Annotated in this window: 23 protein-coding genes; 16 read left to right on the forward strand and 7 right to left on the reverse strand. The window is 66.7% G+C overall.

Annotated features, from left to right (window positions below; translation table 11 throughout):
• Nucleotides 1-26: 26 nt before the first annotated feature.
• Complete coding sequence (locus AC6EI8_RS07200) at nucleotides 27-446, forward strand: GNAT family acetyltransferase (protein ID WP_498381602.1); 420 nt, start codon at nucleotides 27-29, stop codon at nucleotides 444-446.
• Between the two features lie 23 nt (nucleotides 447-469).
• On the opposite strand, the gene AC6EI8_RS07205 is transcribed toward AC6EI8_RS07200, so the two are convergent.
• Complete coding sequence (locus AC6EI8_RS07205; protein ID WP_498381603.1) at nucleotides 470-1,546, reverse strand: Ldh family oxidoreductase; 1,077 nt, start codon at nucleotides 1,544-1,546, stop codon at nucleotides 470-472.
• A 320-nt stretch (nucleotides 1,547-1,866) separates the two neighbouring features.
• Here AC6EI8_RS07205 and AC6EI8_RS07210 point away from each other — a divergent pair, with 320 nt between their 5' ends.
• The 4 genes from AC6EI8_RS07210 to AC6EI8_RS07225 all read left to right on the forward strand — a co-directional run bounded on the left by AC6EI8_RS07210 (nucleotide 1,867) and on the right by AC6EI8_RS07225 (nucleotide 6,529).
• A complete protein-coding gene (locus AC6EI8_RS07210; RefSeq protein ID WP_498381604.1) occupies nucleotides 1,867-2,967 on the forward strand; it encodes a malate/lactate/ureidoglycolate dehydrogenase in 1,101 nt (366 codons plus the stop codon).
• Between the two features lie 187 nt (nucleotides 2,968-3,154).
• Nucleotides 3,155-4,081, forward strand: a complete 927-nt coding sequence (locus AC6EI8_RS07215; protein ID WP_149317381.1) for a 2-hydroxy-3-oxopropionate reductase — start codon at nucleotides 3,155-3,157, stop codon at nucleotides 4,079-4,081.
• A 470-nt stretch (nucleotides 4,082-4,551) separates the two neighbouring features.
• Nucleotides 4,552-5,013 (forward strand): tripartite tricarboxylate transporter TctB family protein, encoded by a 462-nt coding sequence (locus AC6EI8_RS07220; protein WP_265633042.1) that lies wholly within the window; start codon nucleotides 4,552-4,554, stop codon nucleotides 5,011-5,013.
• A 13-nt stretch (nucleotides 5,014-5,026) separates the two neighbouring features.
• Nucleotides 5,027-6,529, forward strand: coding sequence for a tripartite tricarboxylate transporter permease (locus tag AC6EI8_RS07225; RefSeq protein ID WP_498381606.1), 1,503 nt, complete (start codon nucleotides 5,027-5,029; stop codon nucleotides 6,527-6,529).
• 159 nt (nucleotides 6,530-6,688) lie between these two features.
• Here the strand turns inward: AC6EI8_RS07225 and AC6EI8_RS07230 are convergent, their stop codons facing one another.
• Nucleotides 6,689-7,525, reverse strand: a complete 837-nt coding sequence (locus AC6EI8_RS07230; protein ID WP_370639560.1) for an alpha/beta fold hydrolase — start codon at nucleotides 7,523-7,525, stop codon at nucleotides 6,689-6,691.
• Between the two features lie 542 nt (nucleotides 7,526-8,067).
• On the opposite strand from AC6EI8_RS07230, the gene AC6EI8_RS07235 reads away from it, so the two are divergent.
• Both AC6EI8_RS07235 and AC6EI8_RS07240 read left to right on the forward strand, forming a co-directional pair.
• Complete coding sequence (locus AC6EI8_RS07235; RefSeq protein ID WP_223129674.1) at nucleotides 8,068-8,337, forward strand: hypothetical protein; 270 nt, start codon at nucleotides 8,068-8,070, stop codon at nucleotides 8,335-8,337.
• Between the two features lie 44 nt (nucleotides 8,338-8,381).
• A complete protein-coding gene (locus AC6EI8_RS07240; RefSeq protein ID WP_498381607.1) occupies nucleotides 8,382-8,678 on the forward strand; it encodes a type II toxin-antitoxin system RelE/ParE family toxin in 297 nt (98 codons plus the stop codon).
• Nucleotides 8,679-8,708: 30 nt separating this feature from the next.
• Here AC6EI8_RS07240 and AC6EI8_RS07245 read toward each other — a convergent pair whose 3' ends face one another.
• Nucleotides 8,709-9,680, reverse strand: coding sequence for a magnesium and cobalt transport protein CorA (locus AC6EI8_RS07245; protein ID WP_149317386.1), 972 nt, complete (start codon nucleotides 9,678-9,680; stop codon nucleotides 8,709-8,711).
• A gap of 209 nt (nucleotides 9,681-9,889) precedes the next feature.
• Here AC6EI8_RS07245 and minC point away from each other — a divergent pair, with 209 nt between their 5' ends.
• The 4 genes from minC to AC6EI8_RS07265 all read left to right on the forward strand — a co-directional run bounded on the left by minC (nucleotide 9,890) and on the right by AC6EI8_RS07265 (nucleotide 13,208).
• Complete coding sequence (gene minC, locus AC6EI8_RS07250) at nucleotides 9,890-10,648, forward strand: septum site-determining protein MinC (RefSeq protein WP_498381608.1); 759 nt, start codon at nucleotides 9,890-9,892, stop codon at nucleotides 10,646-10,648.
• A gap of 61 nt (nucleotides 10,649-10,709) precedes the next feature.
• Nucleotides 10,710-11,522: a septum site-determining protein MinD gene (gene minD / locus AC6EI8_RS07255; protein WP_149317388.1), complete on the forward strand. Its 813-nt coding sequence runs from the start codon at nucleotides 10,710-10,712 to the stop codon at nucleotides 11,520-11,522.
• Between the two features lie 15 nt (nucleotides 11,523-11,537).
• Entirely contained in the window at nucleotides 11,538-11,792 is a 255-nt protein-coding gene (gene minE, locus AC6EI8_RS07260; RefSeq protein WP_006578294.1) for a cell division topological specificity factor MinE, read from the forward strand.
• Nucleotides 11,793-12,122: 330 nt separating this feature from the next.
• A complete protein-coding gene (locus AC6EI8_RS07265) occupies nucleotides 12,123-13,208 on the forward strand; it encodes a porin (RefSeq protein WP_149317389.1) in 1,086 nt (361 codons plus the stop codon).
• Nucleotides 13,209-13,222: 14 nt separating this feature from the next.
• Here AC6EI8_RS07265 and AC6EI8_RS07270 read toward each other — a convergent pair whose 3' ends face one another.
• Together AC6EI8_RS07270 and AC6EI8_RS07275 are read right to left on the reverse strand one after the other, a co-directional pair.
• Nucleotides 13,223-13,951 carry a hypothetical protein gene (locus tag AC6EI8_RS07270; protein ID WP_498381610.1) on the reverse strand — a complete coding sequence of 243 codons (729 nt, stop codon included), beginning with the start codon at nucleotides 13,949-13,951 and terminating at the stop codon, nucleotides 13,223-13,225.
• Complete coding sequence (locus tag AC6EI8_RS07275) at nucleotides 13,948-14,643, reverse strand: response regulator transcription factor (RefSeq protein ID WP_149317391.1); 696 nt, start codon at nucleotides 14,641-14,643, stop codon at nucleotides 13,948-13,950. Before AC6EI8_RS07275 ends, AC6EI8_RS07270 begins: the two co-directional genes overlap by 4 nt.
• A gap of 307 nt (nucleotides 14,644-14,950) precedes the next feature.
• On the opposite strand from AC6EI8_RS07275, the gene AC6EI8_RS07280 reads away from it, so the two are divergent.
• Together AC6EI8_RS07280 and AC6EI8_RS07285 are read left to right on the forward strand one after the other, a co-directional pair.
• Nucleotides 14,951-15,709, forward strand: coding sequence for a response regulator transcription factor (locus AC6EI8_RS07280; protein ID WP_498381611.1), 759 nt, complete (start codon nucleotides 14,951-14,953; stop codon nucleotides 15,707-15,709).
• A 10-nt stretch (nucleotides 15,710-15,719) separates the two neighbouring features.
• Nucleotides 15,720-16,514 (forward strand): aquaporin, encoded by a 795-nt coding sequence (locus AC6EI8_RS07285; protein ID WP_498381612.1) that lies wholly within the window; start codon nucleotides 15,720-15,722, stop codon nucleotides 16,512-16,514.
• Between the two features lie 61 nt (nucleotides 16,515-16,575).
• Here the strand turns inward: AC6EI8_RS07285 and AC6EI8_RS07290 are convergent, their stop codons facing one another.
• Complete coding sequence (locus AC6EI8_RS07290) at nucleotides 16,576-17,568, reverse strand: Bug family tripartite tricarboxylate transporter substrate binding protein (RefSeq protein ID WP_498381613.1); 993 nt, start codon at nucleotides 17,566-17,568, stop codon at nucleotides 16,576-16,578.
• A gap of 231 nt (nucleotides 17,569-17,799) precedes the next feature.
• On the reverse strand, nucleotides 17,800-18,144 hold the full coding sequence (locus AC6EI8_RS07295) for a hypothetical protein (RefSeq protein ID WP_370639559.1): 345 nt from the start codon (nucleotides 18,142-18,144) through the stop codon (nucleotides 17,800-17,802).
• 158 nt (nucleotides 18,145-18,302) lie between these two features.
• On the opposite strand from AC6EI8_RS07295, the gene AC6EI8_RS07300 reads away from it, so the two are divergent.
• The 3 genes from AC6EI8_RS07300 to AC6EI8_RS07310 form a co-directional block, all read left to right on the forward strand.
• Nucleotides 18,303-19,517 carry a hypothetical protein gene (locus AC6EI8_RS07300; RefSeq protein ID WP_226107877.1) on the forward strand — a complete coding sequence of 405 codons (1,215 nt, stop codon included), beginning with the start codon at nucleotides 18,303-18,305 and terminating at the stop codon, nucleotides 19,515-19,517.
• A 142-nt stretch (nucleotides 19,518-19,659) separates the two neighbouring features.
• Nucleotides 19,660-20,097, forward strand: a complete 438-nt coding sequence (locus AC6EI8_RS07305; RefSeq protein ID WP_149317615.1) for a CBS domain-containing protein — start codon at nucleotides 19,660-19,662, stop codon at nucleotides 20,095-20,097.
• A gap of 268 nt (nucleotides 20,098-20,365) precedes the next feature.
• Nucleotides 20,366-21,495, forward strand: a 1,130-nt coding sequence (locus AC6EI8_RS07310; protein WP_498381615.1) for an MFS transporter, incomplete at its 3' end; no start/stop codon positions are given.

Raw genomic sequence — 21,495 nt, forward strand, 5'->3', positions numbered from 1 at the left:
CGTTTGCCGGAAACCGCTGAACGCCCATGCAAATACGCACCTACCGCGAGTCCGACGAAGCCGAAGTGGTATTCCTGTGGAAGCACTGCGGTCTCACACGGCCATGGAACGATCCGCACCGCGACATCGCGCGCAAGCTCGCCGAACAGCCGGAGCTGTTCCTGGTGGGCGAAGTCGACGGCAGGCTGGTGGCGACCGCCATGGTCGGCTATGACGGCCATCGCGGCTGGATCTATTACCTCGCCGTGCATGGCGATTTCCAGGGCCGCGGTCATGGCCGTCAGTTGATGGCCGAGGCGGAGAGGCTGCTGATGGAACGCGGCTGCCCGAAGCTGAACCTGCAGGTCCGCGCCGGCAACGAAGCCGTGCTCGCCTTCTATCGCGAGCTCGGCTATGCCGCCGATGCCACCGTCACCCTGGGCAAACGTTTGATCCCGGACAACTGAGTCGCACAATCGAACGGCTGGCCTCAGCCCATCCGTTCCGGCATGCTGGTGCCGACCTTCCGCAGCCACGGCTCCAGTTGCGGCACGATGCTCGGGTTCAGCGCAACGCCTTCCTCCAGCTGCCTGGCCTTTCTGTCGAGCGCGGCCCAGCCCGGCAGCCGGACCTGTTCGACGCCTGGCCGCGGCGGGTTCTGCGCGCAGGCATCGGCGATCCAGCCCATCTGGTGTTCGAACGCGTCCTCCCCGGCGAATGCCTTCGGGTCGAGGATCTGCAGAAAGACCGTATTGCCCCAGCGCTGGCCCGGGTCGTCGCGGCCGTGCCCGGCCAGGCCCGCGGTCAGCGCCTCGACCATCAGGGACAGCGCGTAGCCCTTGTGTCCGACGTCCAGGCCGCCGAGCGGCAGGATCGAGCCCTTGTGCGGCGCCTGCAGGACGGCGGGGTCGTCGCTGGGCTCGCCGTTCTCGTCGATCAGCCAGGCGTGCGGCAAGCGCTTGCCTTCGCGATAGAGGCGCGTGGTCAGACCGACCGTGGTGATCGACGTGGAGACATCGATCAGCGCGGGCCCGCGCGGCGTCGGGATGCCGGCCGCCATCGGGCTCGGCGAGAACAGCGGGCGTGTGCCGCCGAACGGCGCGACCATCATCGCCGCCGGCGCCGACGAGTACAGCAGCATCATCAGGCCCTGCGAGGTCGCGCGCTCCAGATAGGCGGCGAGGGCGGCGATATGGTGGCTGCGGCGGATGGTCACGGTGCCGGTGCCGTACGCCTTCGCCTTCTCGATCGCGACATCGAGCGCGCGCAGGGTCAGCCACGGCCCTGGCAAGCGCTTGCCGTCCCAGGTGGCGACGGCCGCGCGCTCGGAAATCACCTCGTAGTCCCCCGCCACCTGCATGCTGCCGCTCTCGATCTCCGCCAGATAGACCGGCAGCAGCTGCAGGCCGTGGGTGTCGTGGCCCATCAGGTCGCCTTCGATCAGGATGTCGGCGACATCGCCGGCGCGATCGATCGGCATGCCGGCGCGCGTCAGCAGGGCGACAGCCATATCGCGCAGCGCGGCCGCGTGATAGCGGGGGCGAACTTCAGGAGATGCGTTGGTCATCGGGCTTTCCTCGTATCGGTCGTGTCGGTCGTCTATCGGTCGTGTATCGGTCGTCTATTCGCCGCCTGTCAGTCTATCGATCTTCCATCGCTGGCCGCGTGCGCCGGGCGATGGCGCGCCGCTGACGCGGCCCGGAGCGCGCTTCTCCCGATGCATCGGGGACATGCCATACACGCCATTGTTGACCAGCACGACACGACAGCCAACCTCGAGTCCGAATGACGGACCGGTTGGCATGCGACGCCCGGATACCCCATCATTGACCGCTGAACTCGCGCGGGAGCCCACGGCTCTCTTCACCCACCTCGCATCCCGAACCCATGACCGAACATCACATTGCCCCTGCCTCCCTGCATCGATGGGTCGTCGACCTGTGGCGCGCCGCCGGCTCCGACGATCGCGAGGCGCAGCTGACCGCCGACCATCTGGTGACGGCGAACCTGACCGGCCACGATTCCCACGGCGTCGGCATGATCCCGAAGTACGTGCAGTCCTGGCTCGGCGACCAGCTGCAGCTGAACCGGCGCGTCAGCGTGCTGCAGGACACCGGCAGCATGCTGAGCCTGGACGGCAACCGCGGCATGGGACCGGCGGTGGCCGAGGAAGCGATGGCGCTCGCCATCGCGCGGGCCCGCGAGCACGGCGTGGCGGTGATGGGACTGCGCCAGTCGCATCATCTGGGACGGGTCGGCCATTGGGCGGAACAGGCGTGCTCGGCGGGCATGATTTCGATCCACTTCGTCAACGTGCTGTCCAAGCCGATCGTCGCGCCGCATGGCGGCTATCAGGCGCGCTATGGCACCAATCCGTTCACGATCGGCGTGCCGGTCGCCGGCAAGCCGCCGCTGGTGATGGACTTCGCCACCAGCGCGATCGCGCTGGGCAAGGTCCGCGTGGCCCACAACAAGGGCGTGGCCGTGCCGGCCGGCTGCCTGCTCGATGCCGACGGCGCCGCGACCGAGCTGGCCTCGGTGATGTATCCGCAGAACGGCGAGCCGCAAGGCGCGCTGCGGCCCTTCGCCGAGCACAAGGGCTATGCGCTGGCGGTGATGTGCGAGCTGCTGGGCGCGGCGGTGACCGGCGGCCATACGGTCCGGCCCGAGACCCTGACGCATCCGCATGCGATCTGGAACAACATGCTGGCGATCGTGTTCGATCCGGAGCGCCTCGCCGGCAGCACCAGCTTCGGCGCCGAGCTGCAAGCCTTCGTCGACTGGCTGAAGTCGTCGGCCTTGCAGCCGGGACACGATGCGATCCGCATGCCGGGCGATCCCGAGCGGGAACGCCAGCACGCGCGCGCCGACGGCATCCCGGTCGACGGCGGCACGCTGGCGCAGCTGGACGATGCCGCGGCGCAGGTGCAGCCCAGGTGCGGCGCATCGCCGGGGCCGCTGTCGCGGCTCGTGATGGATCCCGCTTGAGCGCCTGCAGGCGATGCTGCCGGGCCATGGCCCGGCAGCATCGGCCGGTGGCATCGCTGAAGGGTATCGCTCGGGAGTATCGCCCGGCGTATGGCCCACAGGGCGTATGCTGGCGCTGGTGCCGGACGCGCCAGCGCACGATGCTGGACGGAGCCGGCGGTTCCCGATCCATCGATGAGGCAGACAGATGAGCAATATCGGATTCATCGGCCTGGGCGTGATGGGCGCGCCGATGGCCCAGCATCTACTCGAAGGCGGACATACGCTGTACGTCCATAGCCGCAGCGGCCCACCCCAGGCGCTGCTCGATGCCGGTGCGCAATCCTGTGCGAACGCGGCCGAGGTCGCGCGGCAGGCGGAGATCGTCATCCTGATGCTGCCGGACACGCCCGACGTCGAACGCGTGCTGTTCGGCGACAACGGCGTCGCGGCGGGGCTGTCCGGCGGCAAGGTGGTGATCGACATGAGTTCGATCTCGCCGATCGAGACGCGCGAGTTCGCCGGACGCATCGAAGCGCTCGGCTGCGACTATGTCGATGCGCCGGTATCGGGCGGCGAGGTCGGCGCCAAGGCCGGCACGCTGTCGATCATGGCGGGCGGCAAGCAGGCCGCGTTCGATCGCGTGTTGCCGCTGCTGCAGCTGATGGGCAAGAACATCACGCTGGTCGGCGGCGTCGGCGACGGGCAGATCGCCAAGGTCGCGAACCAGGTCATCGTCGCGCTGACGATCGAGGCGGTCGGCGAGGCGCTGGTACTGGCCGCGAAGGCCGGGGCCGACCCGGCGCGCGTGCGGCAGGCGCTGATGGGCGGCTTTGCCAGCTCGCGCATCCTGGAGGTGCATGGCGAACGGATGATCCGCCGCACCTTCGATCCGGGCTTTCGGATCGCGCTGCATCAGAAGGACCTGAACCTCGCGCTGTCGACCGCCCGCAAGCTCGGCCTGAGCCTGCCCGGCACCGCGTCGTGCCAGCAGCTGTTCAATGTCTGCGAAGCGCTCGGCGGCGAGGCCTGGGACCACTCCGGGCTGGTCCGCGCGCTTGAACACATGGCCGACTTCGCCATCGGCGATACGCCCGCTTCCGCGAGCGGCGACGGCGCCGGGCGCGGCGCATAAGCAGCGGCAACAGCAGCAACGACGGCGGCAACAACGCGGACCACGTCGGCCAGGGACGGCTCGCGCCGCCGCGCCTGGCCGACTGCGTGGACCGCGTGGATCGCGCCACCAATGCCCGCTGCAATCGGGCCAAACCCGCATGCATGCCCCCGCACCTGACCCGGCACCGGCACGGTGAATTTCTCGGGAATTACCCTTGTTTGCGTTCAAATACATCACGCCATGATGTATCTTTCGTAGCCATCGACGGTTCCGCACCGTCGTGAGGGCGCTGGTCCCGGTCCGTCACCGGGACTTCCGCCAGCCCTGACCTGCAGCCGCCCTCGCCACGACGAGGGTCGCCTGCCGTCGCCGCGCCGGCATATGGGCCCGCGCGCCGCGACATTCCCGAGTGCCATCGCGACAAGCCTGCGCCAAGACAGGCGGGGATGGCTGTTCCGTTCACCGTTTCGAATCCTGCGGGCGCCATCATGCGAATACGCAAACAAACCGATTTCTTCTCCGGCCTGATGTTCATCACCGTCGGCCTCGGCTTTTCCCTGGTCGCGCGCGGCTACACCATGGGCACCGCGGCGCGCATGGGGCCCGGCTACTTTCCGTTCTGGCTCGGCATCGTGCTGGCGCTGTTGGGCGCGGTGGTGGCGATCGGCGCCATGTCGCCAAAGGGCGAGTCCGACCGGCTTGCACGCTGGGACCTGCGCACCGTGCTGTGGGTGCTCGGCTCGGTGGTGCTGTTCGGCCTGGTGCTCAAGCCGCTCGGCATGGTGCTGTCGGTGATCCTGCTGGTGCTGATCGCGTCGATGGCCAGCCACGAGTTCACCTGGCGCGGGGCGCTGCTCAATGCCGCGGTGCTGGTGGTCATCAGCCTGGTTGCCTTCGTCTACGGCATCAATCTGCAAATGCCGGTGTGGCCGGCTTTCCTGTCGGCTTGAGGAGGCCCACGCCATGGAATTGCTCAACCATCTGGCGCTGGGGTTCTCCACCGCGCTGTCGCTGCAGAACCTGGCCTATGCGCTGCTGGGCTGCGTGTTGGGGACGCTGATCGGCGTGCTGCCGGGCCTGGGGCCGCTGGCGACGATCGCGATGCTGCTGCCGATCACCTACACGCTGCCGCCGGTGGCGGCGCTGATCATGCTGGCGGGCATCTACTACGGTGCGCAGTACGGCGGATCGACCACCGCCATCCTGGTCAACCTGCCCGGCGAGTCGTCGTCGGTGGTGACCACGCTGGACGGCTACCAGATGGCCCGCAAGGGCCGCGCGGGCGTCGCGCTGGCGACCGCGGGGCTGGGTTCGTTCTTTGCCGGCAGCGTCGCCACGCTGATCCTGGCCGCGTTCGCGACGCCGCTGTCGGAGCTGGCCTTCAAGTTCGGTCCCGCCGAGTACTTCTCGCTGATGGTGCTGGGCCTGATCGGCGCCGTGGTGCTGGCGTCGGGCTCGCTGGTCAAGGCCGTGGCGATGATCGTGCTCGGCCTGCTGATCGGCCTGATCGGCACCGACGTCAATTCGGGCGTGGCGCGCTTCTCGTTCGACGTCCCGGAGCTGACCGACGGCATCAACATCACCGGGCTGGCGATGGGCCTGTTCGGCTTTGCCGAGATCATCGTCAATCTGGAGCAGCGGGAGTCGCGCGAGACTTTTACCGACCGCGTGACCAACCTGTTTCCGACCAGGGAAGACTTCAGGCGCATGATTCCCGCCGTGCTGCGCGGCACCGCGCTCGGCTCGGCGCTGGGTGTGTTGCCAGGCGGCGGCGCGTCGCTGTCGTCGTTCGCGGCGTATTCGCTGGAAAAGAAGACCTCGCAGCATCCGCACGAATTCGGCAAGGGCGCGATCGAAGGCGTGGCCGGACCGGAATCGGCCAACAACGCGGCCGCGCAGACCTCGTTCATTCCGCTGCTGACGCTGGGCATTCCGTCCAATGCGGTGATGGCGCTGATGGTCGGCGCGATGACGATCCACAATATCCAGCCCGGCCCGCAGGTGATGACCAGCAACCCCTCGCTGTTCTGGGGCCTGATCGCTTCGATGTGGATCGGCAACCTGACGCTGGTGATCCTGAACCTGCCGCTGATCGGCATCTGGGTCAAGCTGCTGAAGGTGCCGTACCGCTTCCTCTATCCGGCGATCCTGACGTTCTGCTGCATCGGCGTCTATTCGGTCAACAACACCGTGTTCGACGTGTTCGTCGCCGCCGCCTGCGGGATGATCGGCTATGTCTTCATGAAGCTGCGCTGCGAGCCCGCGCCGCTGCTGCTCGGCTTCGTGCTGGGGCCGATGATGGAAGAGAACTTCCGCCGCACGCTGCTGCTCTCGCGGGGCGACTTCCATGTGTTCATCGAGCGGCCGCTGTCGCGGGGCCTGCTGGTCGCGGCCGCCGCGCTGGTGGCGGTGGTGGCGCTGCCCGCGGTCAAGGCCAAGCGGGAGGAGGCGTTCCAGGACGAATAGCGAAGGGGCGGGGAGCGGAGAGCCGCGGCTTGTTCGCCGACGGCGTGGGCTTCATGCGGCCGCTTCCCTTTCCGCTTTCCTCTCCGCTTCTCTTCTTCCCTGCCCTCTCCCGCCAAACGGAGAGGGCACCCGCTCATCACCTTGACGGAACGCACCCCACTACGCTGCGTTCCACACCCGCCCCAGGAAGTCCCGGATCAGCGGACATACCTGCGCGAAATGCGTCTCCAGCAGCCAATGCCCGCCGTCGGTCATATGCAGTTCCGCGCGCGGCAGATCGCGCAGATAGGCACGGCCCGCGGCCTCGGGCATATAGCCGTCGTGCGGCCCCCAAAGAATCAGCGTGGGTGGCTGGTGTTCGCGCAGATAGGCCTGGTAGCGCGGGAACCAGTCGAGATTCGCCTTCAGCCCTTCCATCAGCCGCACCGCCACTTCGCGCCGGACCGGTGTGTCCATCAGGCGCCAATGCAGCGTCCATAGATCCGGCGACAGTCGCGGCACGTGTTCGGACCGGATTTCGCCGATGAACTCGTCGCGAAAGCCATGCTCGCTGGCGGCGGCTTCGAGCGGCGCGCGATTGGCCGGCGACGGGTCGTCCCAATAGCGCCGGATCGTCTCGTACTTGGGCCCGAGCGCGTCCTCGTAGATGTCGCCGTTCTGCACGATCAGCGCGGCGATCCGCTCGGGGGCGCGGATCGCGAGCCGCAGTCCGATCTGCGAACCGTAGTCGTGCAAGTAAAGCGCGTACCGCTTTAGGCCGAGCGCGTCGGCGAAGCGCTGCAGAAAGGCCGCGTAGGCGTCGAAGTCGTAGCCGAACTGCCCGAAGTCCGGCGTATCGCTGTAGCCGAATCCCGGGAAATCCGGCGCCACGGCGTGCCAGCGGTCGGCCAGCGCCGGCAGCAGACGGCGATATTGATAGGACGAGCACGGGTAGCCGTGCGGCAGCAGGATCGCGGGTGCGTCCTTCGGTCCGGCTTCGCGGTAGAAGACGCGCATGCCGTCGAGGTCCAGCGTCCGGTGTGCCACGGCGTCCTGGCGTCCGGCAATTTCCGCGGCCCCCGACGTGGCGGCGACCGCCGACAGATCGTGCGGATCGTTCATCGTCGCTCCTCCGAAAGATGGATTCGCACGAGGATGCAAATTGCATTCCGACGCCTGGCGCCGCGCGCTCGCCGCTTGTTCCCGCTTGTTGTCCCTTGTTCCCCGCTTGTTCCCCGCTTGTTCCAGGCCTGTTTGCCGCTCGTTTGCCGCTCGTTTGCCGTCTTTTCGCCGTCTATGCGCTGCCCTGCCCTGCATCGCTGCCATCGCGAATGTGCAAAGCGCGCAGTTTTTGCGTGACGCGTGCGCCTCCGCGCGCCAAATGCAAAAGCCACGGGCCGTTCCCGAAAACGATCGAGCGCCGCGCTCGTAACATGCCCTTCCGTTGTTCACCACACGGGCAGCTTGCGCGGACCGGCCACCACCATCGCAACGTCGCGCCCCGGCACCGGGGGTGGTGGCCGGTTTTTTTTCGGAGTACCTGGGTATCCCACCCAGCCATGTTCAGCCACGATATGAATTCAAGTACTGCACGACTCGGCGGCTTTATACTGCCCCGCATGAGCGACGCAAGTTCTCCCCTCCAGCCCAAATTCAAGAGTGCCGAAGAAGCAGCGGAATATGACCGCTGGTTCCGGACCGAGGTTGAAGCCGCCATTCGTGCGGCCGATTCGCCCGACGCCACCTTCATTCCGCACCGGGAAGCAATGGCGCACATCCGCACCCGCTTGCTCAAGATGGGTGCCGCCGGGTCCGACAAGCCCCAGTAACGGCCCGCCCCTTCCCTGTCACGATTACCAGTAGAAGCCAGGCAATGCCTCGGGTTCATTGGCTCGATTCCGCGCTTGCGGACCTCGATACCATCCTGTCCCATATCGCCGAGCACAATGCCCAGGCAGCATATTCGCTATACGAGGACATTGACCGGATGACGGCTGCCCTGCCGGATCGTCCGTATCTATATCGACGCGGCCGTGTCAGCGGCACCCGGGAGCTGGTTATCCATCCGAACTACTACGTGGTTTATCGGCTCGTCAACGCAGAGATACAGATACTTCGTGTCATGCACTCTCGCCAGCAGTATCCAAAGCGGGTGAAACATTCGACCTGAGCGGGCAGCACTGCATAACAGCGACTTGGATCAAACCCACCCCGCCCGATGCAGCTTGCGCCAGAGCGCCGTGCAGGCCAGCGCGGTGCCGGCGACCACGGCCGGATAGGCGAAAGGCAGTTTCAGCTCCGGCATGAATTCGAAGTTCATGCCGTACAGGCTGAATACCACCGTCGGGATCGCGAGAATGGCACCCCAGCCGGCGAGCCGCTTGACCACCTCGTTCTGTCCCACCGTGACCAACGCCAGATTGACCTGCACCGCGGTCGTCAGCATTTCGCGCACGACATCGAGCGTTCTCAGCAGCCGGCTGGCGTGGTCCTCGACGTCGCGGAAATAGGCGCGCAGATCCTTGGGCACCAGTTCCTCGTGCAGGCGGATCAACTGCCCGCACATCTCCTCGATCGGATAGACCGCATTGCGCAGCCGCAGCACCTGCCGCTTGATGTGGTACAGCCGCTCGATCGCGTTCCGGTCGAACTGGTCGCGGAACAGGCCCTGCTCGAGCTGCTCGAAGGTGTCTTCGAGCCCGTTGACGATCGGCATGTAGTGATCGACCACGAAATCCATCAGCGCATACAGTACGTAGCCGGGCCCATTGGCCAGCGCGTGCGGCTCGTGCGCGCAGCGATCGCGCACGGGGGCGTAGGTGCTACTGGCCCCGTGGCGGACCGACACCACGTAGTTGGGGCCGACGAACAGATGCGTTTCGCCGATCTCGACGTTGTCGCCGACCAGCTGGGCAGTATTGAGAACGATGAAGACGCTGTCGCCGTAAGCCTCCAGCTTGGGGCGCTGATGGGCGTTCAGCGCGTCCTCGACCGCCAGGTCGTGCAGACCGAACTCGAGCTGCGCCTGGCGCAGCAGCGCGAGATCCGGTTCGTACAGGCCCAGCCAGACGAAGGTGTCCGGCGTCTTCAGTACCTCGCTGATGTCCTCCAACGAGACCTCGCCCAGCCGCTTGCCGCCGCGGTAGGCCACGCAATTGACGATCGCACCCATGAATGCTCCTCGGTCAGGATGCGCAATCGTAACAAGCGGCGGCGCCGGTGAAGAACGAAGGCCGGCCTTGCGGCGAATCCGTCGGTCCCCTGCGGCCCCTGCCGCCCCGCGCAGCAAAACATCGCGCCCTGCAGGTCACCTGATCGACAATTGTTACAGTTAGCCGGGAAGAGGCAGTTAGAATGCGATATTTCCACGCTTACCCGGCTATGTCCCAGAAGAAATCGCCACACTTCGAGCTGCGTAGTGGCAACGTCGACGCCCTCCTTCTTGCGCTCCATACCGCGGATACCTCGGCGCTGCGAGACGATCTGCTGTCGCGCTTCGAAGCCACCCCCGATTTCTTCTCGAACGATGTCATCGCGCTGGACCTGCGCTCGCTGGAAGACGGCCAGCGCCCGGAACTGGGCGCGGTGATCGACACACTGTCCACGCTGAAGGCCCGCGCGATCGGCGTGGTGGCGCGCCAGGAGCAGCACGACTGGGCCCAGGCCTGCGGGCTGCCGATGCTGGACAGCCAGAGCCGCCGCGGCAATGGACGTACCGGCGCCGCGCGCGAGGCCGAGCCGGCCGCTGCCCCCAGCGAAGCCTCCGCTCCCGCCCCGGCCCCGGCGCCCGAGCCGCCGCGCGCCGCCACGACGCTGCTGATCGACAGGCCGCTACGCTCGGGCCAGCAGATCTACGCGCACGGCGACGTCGTCATCATGGACGTGGTCAGCTTCGGCGCCGAGGTCATCGCCGAAGGCAATATCCATATTTACGCCCCGCTGCGCGGCCGTGCGCTGGCGGGGGTCAAGGGCAATCCGGACGCGCGCATTTTCTGCACCTGCCTGGAGCCCGAACTGATTTCGATCGCCGGCATCTACCGGACCGCCGAACAGAGCCTGCCGCCCGACGTGCTGGGCAAACCCGCGCAGGTCCGGCTTGCCGACGAAACCCTGATTCTCGAGCCGCTTCGCATGAAGTGAGTCCGGCCGAGTCCCGCAACATCGCAGCGCAAGCTTCAACCCTATTACTGGACCAAGAGCCATGGCAAAAATCATCGTTGTGACCTCCGGCAAGGGAGGCGTCGGCAAGACCACCACCAGCGCGAGCTTCGCCGCCGGGCTGGCCCTGCGCGGCCACAAGACCGCCGTGATCGACTTCGACGTCGGCCTGCGCAACCTCGACCTGATCATGGGTTGCGAGCGCCGGGTGGTCTACGACCTGATCAACGTGGTGCAGGGCGAAGCCAATCTGCACCAGGCGCTGATCAAGGACAAGAAGTGCGAGAACCTGTTCATCCTGCCGGCCTCGCAGACCCGCGACAAGGAAGCGCTGACGCACGAGGGCGTCGAGAAGGTGATCAAGAACCTGATCGACATGGACTTCGAATACATCGTCTGCGATTCGCCGGCCGGCATCGAGACCGGCGCGCTGATGGCGATGTACTTCGCCGACGAGGCGCTGATCGTCACCAATCCGGAAGTCTCGTCGGTGCGCGACTCCGACCGGATCCTGGGCATCCTGGCGTCCAAGACCAAGCGCGCCAGCGAAGGCGAGCCGATCAAGGAACACCTGCTGATCACGCGCTACAACCCGAAGCGCGTGCACGGCGGCGAGATGCTGTCGCTGACCGACATCCAGGAAATCCTGCGCATCAAGCTGATCGGCGTGATTCCGGAGTCCGAGGCCGTGCTGCACGCCTCGAACCAGGGCACGCCGGCCATCCATCTGGAGGGCACGGACGTCGCCGACGCCTACGGCGACGTGGTGGACCGCTTCCTCGGCAAGGAAAAGCCGATGCGCTTCGTCGATTATCAGAAGCCGGGCCTGCTGTCGCGCCTGTTCGGCAACAAGTAAGGAGGGCTCATCCCCATGTCGATCCTGTCCTTCCTGCTCGGGGAGAAAAAGAAGTCCGCGTCGGTCGCCAAGGAGCGGCTGCAGATCATCCTCGCCCATGAACGCACCGGCCATTCCGCGCCGGCCGATTATCTGCCGGCACTGCAGCGCGAGCTCGTTGCCGTGATTTCGAAGTACGTGAAGATCGGCGACCAGGACCTGCGCGTCAGTCTCGAGCGCCAGGACAACCTCGAGGTGCTCGAGGTCAAGATCGAGATCCCGCAGAGCTGACCGCCGGCGGCGGACCGCCCGGTCCGGCCGCCTCCCCCCTTTGGCGGGGTGTCCCGATGCGGACGCCCCCGCCCTCCCCGCCTCCCTTCCTTTCGGTTTCCCCACGCCCTCGCCGGCGCGAGTTTGCACGCCGCAATGCACCATTGCGGGCAACTGTCGCGGCCTGACAACGGAATTGCACCAGCCGCGTCCATTCGGCGCCGCCCGAGCACGGATTGGTGTCGGAACCGTTTACGTTTTGATAAATTTTCGCGGCGTCTACCGACAACGTAGAGCCAATAAATGCCGCCGCGATCCGGCGACAGAACCACAAGACAGAAAAGGAGCACCATGAAGAAATCGGCCTTGACTCTCGCACTCGGCACCCTGCTCGCCGGCAGCGCCTACGCACAAACCTCGGTCACGCTGTACGGGATCGTCGACCAGAGCATCCGCTACACCACCAACGCCAACGCCAACGATGACGGTCTGGTCGAACTGACCAACGGCGCCATCACCAACAGCCGCTGGGGCATCAAGGGCAGCGAAGCCCTGGGCAACAACCTGAAGGCGATCTTCCAGCTGGAAAACGGCTTCGATCCGGACACCGGCCGCGGCAACCAGGCCACCGGCACGCTGTTCGGCCGCCAGGCTTACGTCGGCCTGTCCGGCGACTTCGGCACCATCAAGCTGGGCCGTCAATACACCGAGGGCTTCAACCTGTTCGGTGATTACGATCCGCTGACGATCGGCAACTACAACAACAACGCCTGGCCGTTCTTCCTGACCCAGCTGCGCCGTGACAACGTCATCAGCTACGACGGCAAGTTCGGCGGCCTGAACGTCGGCGCCAGCTATGGCTTCGGCGAACAAGCCGGCAGCGTCCGCACCAACCAGTACTGGGGTGCCCGCGCCTCGTACGCCTTTGGCCCGTTCGGCATCGGCGGCGTGTACCAGGAAATCCGCGACATCAACGAGAACAAGCAGCAGATGTGGGGCGTGGCCGGTAAGTACACCATCGGCGCAGCCAAGCTGTTCGTCGGCTATATCGGCGGCAAGGACCACACCGGCGTGATCGACAACGGCTTCCTGAACCCGGACCAGGCCACCACCGGCAACCCGATTCCGGTGGGCGGCAACCACGCTGCCAACCCGCGCAAGGACAAGATCGGTTACGTTGGCGCCAGCTACCAGCTGACCCCGGCCCTGGCCCTGACCGGCGCGTTCTACTACGACGACATCGACAACAAGGACGGCGTTGCCGGCAACGACGGCAAGCGCTACACCGGCGTGCTGCTGGCCGAGTACGCGCTGTCCAAGCGTACCCAGGTCTACGGTACGGTCGATTACAACAAGGTCAAGGACGGTGCTCGCACCGAACTGCCGGGCAAGAGCAACCAGACCGGCGTGGCCGTGGGTATCCGCCACATCTTCTGATCGGCATCGTTTTTTTACCGATCGACAGGCAGGAAAGCACCTTCGGGTGCTTTCTTGTTTTGGGGCAGCACCAGCCGCCAGATGGCAGCCCCGCCCTCCTTGCGCAGCGTCATCCTGCCCCGGTGGCATCGCATCACGCGACGCACGAACATTCCGGCCGGGGCACTGCGTGACAGCGCGGCGACGACGGCATCGGGCGATGCGGCCGCTGTCGCGATCTCGACCCAGCCGACACCGCGCGTGACGCCGATCCGCAGATGCACGGCCGCGCCGGGCGAGGCATTGAGAATCGCGCGGGCCAGCAGCCGGGTAACCGCCATCTCCAGCATGCGGGCATCGCCATCGACCCATGTGAAGGTCGGCAGGTCCTCGCAATGCAGGACCACGCCCGTCTCATCGGCTGCGCTCCATGCCGCATCGAGGCATGCCGCGATCAGTGCCGCCAGATCGACCGCTTCGTGGCGATACCGGTGAACGGCCTCCTCGATCAGGCAGCCCAGTTCGTCGACCCGGGTCAGCGCCTCGCGCGCGTGCGCAACGACCTGCACGGCGAACGCAGGCCCGGCAAGTGCACCGGCGCGATACAGCCCCGCGAGCGCCAGCATGTCGGTGGGCGGAACGCGCAGGTCGTGCGCGAGGCCATGCACCACCGTGCGCCATATCGGATCGCCGCGCCGCGCCGCGCTGCGGACCCAACGGCGGCGCCATGCCGCGAGGCGTGCAAACCAGTCGCGCAGTCTCATGGCAAGGACACCGCCTCCAGCCGATAGCCGTGGGTATAGACCGGCATCAGCCGGAAACCGCGCTCGGCGCGCAAGCCCAGCTTGCTGCGCACGCGTGACATATGGGTATCGATGGTGCGCGACAACGGGGAAATCTCCCTGCCCCAGACCGCGGCAACGATATAGTTGCGGGCCACGATGCGGCCCTCGTTGCGAAACAGCAGCAGCGCGAGGTCGAATTCCTTCGGCGTCAATTCGACCGGGCAGCCGTTCAGCGTGACGGTACGCGCGGCGCTGTCGAACACATAACCGCCCAGGCTGACCCGTGCGTCGGTGCCGGCGCGGTGGCTGTCGGTACGGCGCAGCAGGGACTGGATGCGCGCGGTCAGCTCGCCCGGGCGGATCGGCTTGACCATGTAGTCGTCGGCCCCGGCGCACAAGCCGCTGACCACATCTTCTTCGGCGCCGCGGCAGGTCAGGAACATCACCGGCACGCGCCGGTCCAGATTGGCGCGGGTCCAGTGCAGAACTTCCTTGCCGCTCATGTCCGGCATCTGCCAATCGAGCAGCAACAGATCGAAACTCTCGTCGCGCAAGCGCAGCAGCAACTGCCGGCTCAGCCCGAAGCTGACGCAGCAATGGCCGGCCTCGGTCACGATTTGCTGAATCCACGCGGCCTGCGCGGGTTCGTCTTCGAGCGATGCGATCTTCATGCGCAAACTCCGTTCACGGTGTAGAGCGATCGAACGCCGGCTTGCGTGCGGCCGGCCCCTTCCCATCGAGCATCGAACCACCCCGCATTTAAGACGGCGCGCGGCCGTTTACAAATAGGAATTGCCTCAATTTGAGGTTTCAACAAAATCTCACTTTCGGCATACCGAGGTCTGAACGTACGATGCCTGCGCGGATGGAAATCGCCGCGCCGAAGCCAGTGGCGATCGACCGCGAAGGCGAATGCATGCGCTCTCGCGATCCGCGGCCATGGCCGGTGATCGGCGATAGCCCTGCCGGCAAACTTCCTTGTCGCGCCCGGGTGCCGCCGCGACCCGCGCGCAATCGAATCGACACGCGAGGAGAGCAGACGCCATGAGAATCGCCGCGCTGCAGGACGATCCCACGCAAGCCGTCGTGCTGGAGCAAACGCTCAGCCTGCAAGGCCATCGATGCATCCGCTTCCGGGAGGGACGGACCCTGATGATGGCCTTGCGCCAGGAAGCGTTCGACATGCTGCTGCTGGATTGGGAGGTGCCGGGAATCGCCGCGCAGGACGTGCTGCTGTGGGTACGGCGTACATTGGGCAGCCGCTTGCCGGTGATGCTGCTCGGCGATGGCACCGAGGAGTGCCAGCTGTGTCGCGGTCTTGCCGAAGGCGCCGACGCGTTCATCACCAAGCCGGTGCGGCGGGCGGAACTGGCCGCGCGCGTTCAGGCACTGGCGCGGCGAATGCTCGAGACGGGCGAAGGGTGCTTCGATCTGTCGGTCGGCGCCTACCGTTTTTCGACCACCGACCGGCGCGCGTATCTGACGGGCGCCCCCGTCATGCTGTCACCCAAGGAATTCGATCTGGCGATTCTGCTGTTCCGGCATCTCGGCCAGCTGGTGCTGCGCCAGACCATGATCCACGAGGTCTGGCGCCGCCCGCTGCCCGACGGTTCCCGCACGCTCGACAGCCATCTGTCGCGCGTGCGGACCAAGCTGGCCCTGTGGCCGCACAACGGTGTGCGGCTGACCACGGTGTATTCGGCCGGCTGCCGGCTCGATGTGGTCGACCCCATCTAAGGAGCGAACCATGGCCTCTCTCGCCAGAAGGCTGCTCGCGGAAGCGGTCGGCACTTTCGGCTTGATCTTTGCCGGATGCGGCGTGGTGGTGCTGGCCGGCTGCAAGCCGGACACCGCCGCGGACCTGCTGTGCATCGCGCTCGCCTTCGGGCTGGCGGCCTATGCGATGGCACGGGCGGTCGGACCGATCTCCGGCGCGCACCTGAATCCGGCCATCAGCATCGGACTGGCGGCGGCACGGCGCTTTCCGTGGCGCGAGGTGATTCCCTACGGCATCGCACAGCTGGTGGGTGCCGTGGCGGCGGCGACCTTGCTGATGCTGGCGGCGCAGGGCCGGCCGGATTTCGCCTTGTCCTCCGAGCGCTTCGCCGCCAACGGCTACGGTCTGCATTCGCCCGCGGGCTACGACATGCCGAGCGCCCTGGCGATCGAATTCGCGGCGACGGCGATGCTGGCGCTGGTGACCGCCAGTGTCACGCGCCGGCGGCGGCTGATCGCGGCGGGCCCCGTGGTGCTGGGGCCGGCGCTGGCGATGGCGCATCTGCTCGCCTTGCCGGTCACCTATGCCGCGCTCAATCCAGCCCGCGCCACCGGCCAGGCGCTGTTCGTGCAGGGCTGGGCGATGGCGCAGCTGTGGCTGTTCTGGCTGGCGCCCGCAGCGGGCGGGCTGATGGGTGGGCTGATCGCGTTCTGCCTGCTCGACGAGGATGGCTTGCTGACCGAACCGGACGAGCTGACGGCATTGGCGCGCTGGGCCGCGGCCGAGGCGGCCGAGCCCGGCTGCGATCCGCAATCGCCGGCATGAGGGCGCGAGCGATCGTGCGATGGTGGGACGGCAGTCGCGGCGACCGGGCCCGCGCGGCGGCTCAGTCCGCCTTGATGCCGGCTTCCTTGACGATGCGGCCGTTGTCGTCGTACTCGGCGCGGATCGCGGCGGCAAACTGTGCCGCGCTGCCGCCGGTCGGCACCTCGCCGCCCTTGAGCAGGCGTTCACGGACCTCCGGCGCGGCCAGCGCCTTGTTCAGTTCGGCATTGAGACGGGCGACGATCGCGGCCGGCGTCTTGCCGGGCGCGAACACGCCGAAGGTCGAAGTCAGATTGGCCTTCGGATAGCCCAGTTCGGCGAAGGTCGGCACCTCGGCCAGCGCGTCGATGCGCTTCGGAGCGCCGACCGCCAGCGCACGCAGACGTCCGGCCTGCATCTGCTGGGTCAGCGCCGGGCTGGCATTGGTGCTCATCACCTCGAACTGGCCACCGAGCGCGTCGTTCATCTGCTGGCCGGCGCCCTTGTACGGAATCAGCGTCAGGTCCGCTTGCGACCTGGCCTTGACCTGCTCCAGCACGACATGGCCGACCGTGCCGAGGCCCGAGGTCGCCCACCGGACCGAGCCGGGCTTGGCCTTGGCCTGCGCGACCAGATCCTGGAAGCTCTTGCCGGTGAAGCTGGACGTGGCGACCACGATCACCGGGGAATACATCACGCTCATCACCGGTGCGATATCGCGCTGCGGGTCGTAATGCACCTTGCCGACGTGCGGGTTCAAGGTCAGCGGACTGGTCGACGAAAAACCGATCGTGTAGCCGTCCGGCGCCGCCTTGGCGACCGCGTCCATGCCGATGCTGCCGCCGGCGCCTGCCTTGTTCTCGACCACCACCGACGTCCCCATCTGGTCGGACAGCCGCTCGGCGAGCGCACGCGCCACCGTATCGCTGATGCCGCCGGTCGGATAGGCGACGATCAGGCGGATCGGGCGCGACGGATAGTTGTCGGCGGCGGACGCCGGCGCGCTGCCGATGGCGGCAAACGACGTGACGGCGGCAAGGGCGGCGAGTCCGGGCAGGCGGAAGGCGAAAGGCATGGTGGCAGCGACAGGGATTTGTAGGAAGTTGGCCGGGAAATGGGGGTCACAGGGCGGTCATACGGCGGTCATACGGCGGTCATACGGCGGTCATACGGCGGTCATAGCGGCTTAACGCAACGACAACGCAGCGATAACGCAGCCATGACGCCGGAATAACACAGGAATCATGCAGCTGGACCGCAGGCAAGACCTTGGCATGGATCCGCCAGGCCGGCGTCGGGCGCTATCTTAGCCCAAGGCACCGGGCTGCCACTGTGGCACCCAGGAGACGAACAACTCGTTGGCCCGATCGTACAGGCGCCAGGTGGTGCCGCACTCGCGGCACTGGAACGTCAGCATGCTGAACGGCACACCGGCCGCGCTCTGGCTGACCAATGGCGCGGTGTGCTTCAACGCCAGCCGTTCATGCGGCTCGCGCCGGCGCATGTCGGCGGCCAGCGCAAGGCAATGGGCGCAGGCATTGAATGCGCCGGGCGCGGGCAATGCATCGCTGGAGCGGGAAGGGACTTCGTTGGCGGGCACGGCGGCGGGCGGGGCGGCATCGCCCCGCGATGAAATCGGCAACGCCGCCATGATGCCGCAAATCCCCGCAGCGCTGGCGGGCGGTCTTGCGCGCGACTGCCGACGATGGTTCGCGAAACGCAGGTCCACGCCTGCGAAGACGTGCCGCTTCAAGCGGAATCTGCAGATTGGCGAAAGTTCTTTTTTGACGAGTTCGTCACACTTCGGCCATGCGTTCGCTGCGTGGCAACGGCACGACGGTCCTTCACGGCGGTGCTGCTGGCCATGCCCCGCTGCCAGACACCACCCTGCCATCCATCATGCGCGTTCCTCTCACCATCCATCGATTTGCCGGCATCCAGGACGTCCGCCAGGCCGTGCAGCGCCATCCCGGCGAGCTTCTGCAGGTTCTTCATCGCGACAGTTCCCACCACATCGTTCAGCTTGGCTCCAGCCGCTATCGCTTCGAGCTGGTCGAGTGCAGACCGGGACGGTGGGAGGGCGCCCTGGTCGAAGTGCCATTCAGGCACATGACATGGCGGCAGCAATGGCTCGCCATCGTACGAACCTTGCGCCGGATGCTTCCGTGCGGGTCCGTACGCGTCGCACGTGTCCGACATACCGTCGGGCATTTCACGCGGCCGGAAGAACGAGCCGGACTCGTCCCTGAACAGGGCTTTCTGCCTGGCGACGATCGGCTGGCCTGGCTGCACGAAGTCTGCCGGACATTGCGCGCTTCTCCAAACCCCAACACCGACCTGCCCGCCAGCCTCGACTTCCGCGATGCAGTCGTGTCCGACGAAGACTTGAAGCTGGTGGACAAGCAACTGCGCGGCTTGCCCGAGGCACTGCCTCGCGACCAGCTTGAACTGATCCTCGAGCCGCTGTGTTCCCTCGTCCTGGCCCCCGACACGCCGGCGCGAAGCCGGCGCGACAAGATGGTGGCCTCGCTCTGCGACAGGTTTGCCAGGACACATGGCTTCGACATGGACACAGCAAGACGCATCGTGCAACTGACCGCCGGATTGTCCGCCGGCTCGGCGTTCCAGCAGTGGTTGGAGAAGGGCGCCACGCAGCTGGCCGACGCCCTCGTTGCCGCGGTCAATCCCGGCGCGATGGAGCGGCCCACCACGCCGCTCCCGGATGTGGACCCGAATACCGTGAACGGTCTCAACCTGATCGGCCGGCACCTGAAGGATCTCGCCGCCGTCCTGCCCGGCTTGCCAACCTCGGCAGTCCGTCCGATGTTGCGGTGCATGGGCAACATTGCCGCCCTTCCCGATGGGGACCGTGTCAGCCAGATCGAGCTGCTAGCCCTTGTCGCGCGCGCCCATGCGCTGACCACGGAACGGCGTGCGGCCGGAGCGCAAGCGCCGGATGCGCCTCGCAAGCCGGCGCGCGTGTGGGGCAAGAAAGCCGACATGCCGGTAAATGCACATCACTAAGATTCTTCCCCGTCACCCTGTGACGCCTCACGATCCTTTGCTAATCTGGAATGGCGTACCGCCGACTCGACTGGCGGACCGCCCGCCGCCGCGGATGCCGGCGCGGGCCGCAGTCCTTCCCCGACCCGACCAGGAGTGGATGATGAAAACTGCACGACAGGTCCTTGCGTCCAAACCGACGCAAGCCATCTACAGCATCCAGCCGGGCGCGACCGTTTATGCCGCGCTCCAGTTGATGGCGGAAAAGAGCATCGGCGCGCTGCTGGTGATGGAGCACGGCAAGATCGTCGGCATCCTCAGCGAACGCGACTATGCGCGCAAGGTCATTCTGATGCAGCGAACGTCCCGCGAAACCCTGGTGCGCGACATCATGACCACCGCGGTGGTCTATGTTCGCGCCGATCAGACCACCGACGAATGCATGGCGCTGATGACGCAGCACCGGCTGCGCCACCTGCCGGTGATGGAAAACGACGAGCTGATCGGCATGCTGTCGATCGGCGATCTGGTCAAGGACATCATCTCCGAGCAGCGCTTCATCATCGAACAGCTGGAGCAGTACATCGCGGGCAGCCGCTAGCGCCCCGCAGCGCAGCGCGGGCGGGCGGCATATTCGGTAAACGAATATAATTCTGCGTTTACTGAATAACAGATGAAGCCGGTCCATCAGGGCCGTCTCCGGCCGCTCTCCCCGGCCGCCCGCCGCCGCTGCTCCGATGTCCCGCCCCGCCGTTTCCGACCGCCCTACCCCCGCCTCCGCTTCCACCCCTTCTTCGATTGCACCGTCCGGCACCGCGGTCCCCGCGTCAGGGCAAGCCGTTGCCGGTGCAGTGGACCACCGCGCGATCATGCGCGTGATCGGCGGCATCGTGCTGTGCATCCTGCTTGCGGCACTCGATCAGACTGTCGTGATTCCGGCGGTGCCGGCGATCGCGCAGGATCTCGACGGCTTCGGCCATCTATCCTGGATCGTCACGGCCTATCTGATTACCTCGACCGTCACCACGCCGCTCTACGGCAAGCTGTCGGACTCGTTCGGGCGGCGCCGGCTGCTGCTGGTCGCGATCGCGCTGTTCGTACTCGCCTCCCTGGCCTGCGCGTTGGCGGGCTCGCTGCAGCAGCTGATTCTCTTTCGCGCGCTGCAGGGCATCGGCGGCGGTGGCCTGATGTCGCTGGCGCAGGCGGCCATCGCCGACGTAGTCTCGCCGCGCCAGCGCGGGCGCTATCAGGGCTATCTGGCGGCGGTATGGGCGGTGGCGTCGGTAGCCGGTCCGCTGGTCGGCGGCTGGGTGTCCGACCATCTGTCGTGGCGCTGGCTGTTCTGGATCAATCTGCCGCTTGGCCTGCTGGCGATGTGGTTGTGCCATCGTGGCCTGCGCGCCCTGCCCGCGCCGGCCGGCAAGGCCCGCGTCGATTGGGGCGGCGCGCTGCTGCTGACCGTGGCGATCGTGTCGTTTCTGCTGGCGATGAGCTGGGGCGGCGAGCGGTACGACTGGCTGTCCGCGCCGATGGCCGGATTGGCCGCGCTGACCGGCCTCGCCGTGCTGGCGTTGATCTGGCAGGAACGGCGCGCCAGCGATCCGATGCTGCCGCCGCGCCTGTTCGCCAACCGCAGTTATGTATTGGGGGTTTGCGCCTCGGCGCTGGCCGCTTCCGCGCTGTTCCTCTGCGTCTTCGCGCTGCCGCTGCATTTCCAGCTGGTGCGCGGCGCCGATGCGGCGATGTCGGGCATGCTGGTGGTGCCCTTCCTGCTGTCGACCGTCGCCGGCAACTTCGTGGTGGCGATGCTCGCGCCCCGGCTTGGCCGGCTGCGCGGGCTCTTGAGCGTCGGCTTTGCCGCCGCGGCGCTGGGGCTGGCCGCGTTGTCGACCGCGACGCCGGCCAGCCCGCTGACGCTGCTGCTGGCGGCGATGATCGTGACCGGCGTCGGCCTTGGCATCTGCATGGTCGGCACGCTGATGAACGTGCAGAACGCGCT

The sequence above is a fragment of the Cupriavidus sp. R6-3 genome (genome assembly GCF_059772245.1).